This is a genomic window from Streptomyces sp. NRRL B-24572, from assembly GCF_002156145.1.
Classification (GTDB): domain Bacteria; phylum Actinomycetota; class Actinomycetes; order Streptomycetales; family Streptomycetaceae; genus Streptomyces; species Streptomyces vietnamensis.
Genome location: NZ_MWIG01000859.1, coordinates 1 through 573 on the forward strand (window position 1 = coordinate 1; position 573 = coordinate 573).

Below are 573 nucleotides of genomic sequence, written 5' to 3' on the forward strand. Positions count from 1 at the left end.
GTCGCGGTCCGCGCCGACGGCGACGATCTCGGCGCCGTATCCCTCGGGGTCGGCGGCGATCGCGTCGAGGAGGGCCTGCAGATTGGTACCGGACCCGGAGACCAGGACGACGAGGCGGGCGGCAGCCACTGGGTCACTCTTTCCGTGGTGTTTGTGCGGTCGTACGAACGAATCGTGCCCCTCGATACGGGGAACCCTACGAATGGCTCGACCGTCAGCAACGATACCGGCACACGGGGACGGCCCCCACGGGACGGGGGCGGAGCAGGGCGGTAGCGTCAGGGTCCGACGCCGGGCGCGCACCGGACCGGGCAGGGAACCAGGGCCCGTTCGGGCGGGGGACGGCCCGGCGGACGAGCAGCAGACGAGACAGCACGAGACAGCAGCGGAGACCACGGGTGCGGCCGTGGTCGAGACGACAGAGGGAAGACGTTCAGCAGATGCCGGAACGCCAGTCCACGGACGACAACAACCCGTTCGCGCCGCCGCCCGAGGGCCGGCCGGATCAGCCGTGGCAGCCGCGGCGACCGGAGGGCTCGGACGACGACACGTCCGGCACCCCGGACTCGTCGG

1 pseudogene is annotated in these 573 nt (G+C 71.9%); it reads right to left on the reverse strand.

Features of this window, described 5'->3' with window-relative positions:
* Positions 1-186 (reverse strand): annotated as a pseudogene (locus CCN56_RS45275) (hypothetical protein); the annotation flags it as partial.
* Positions 187-573: the final 387 nt, after the last annotated feature.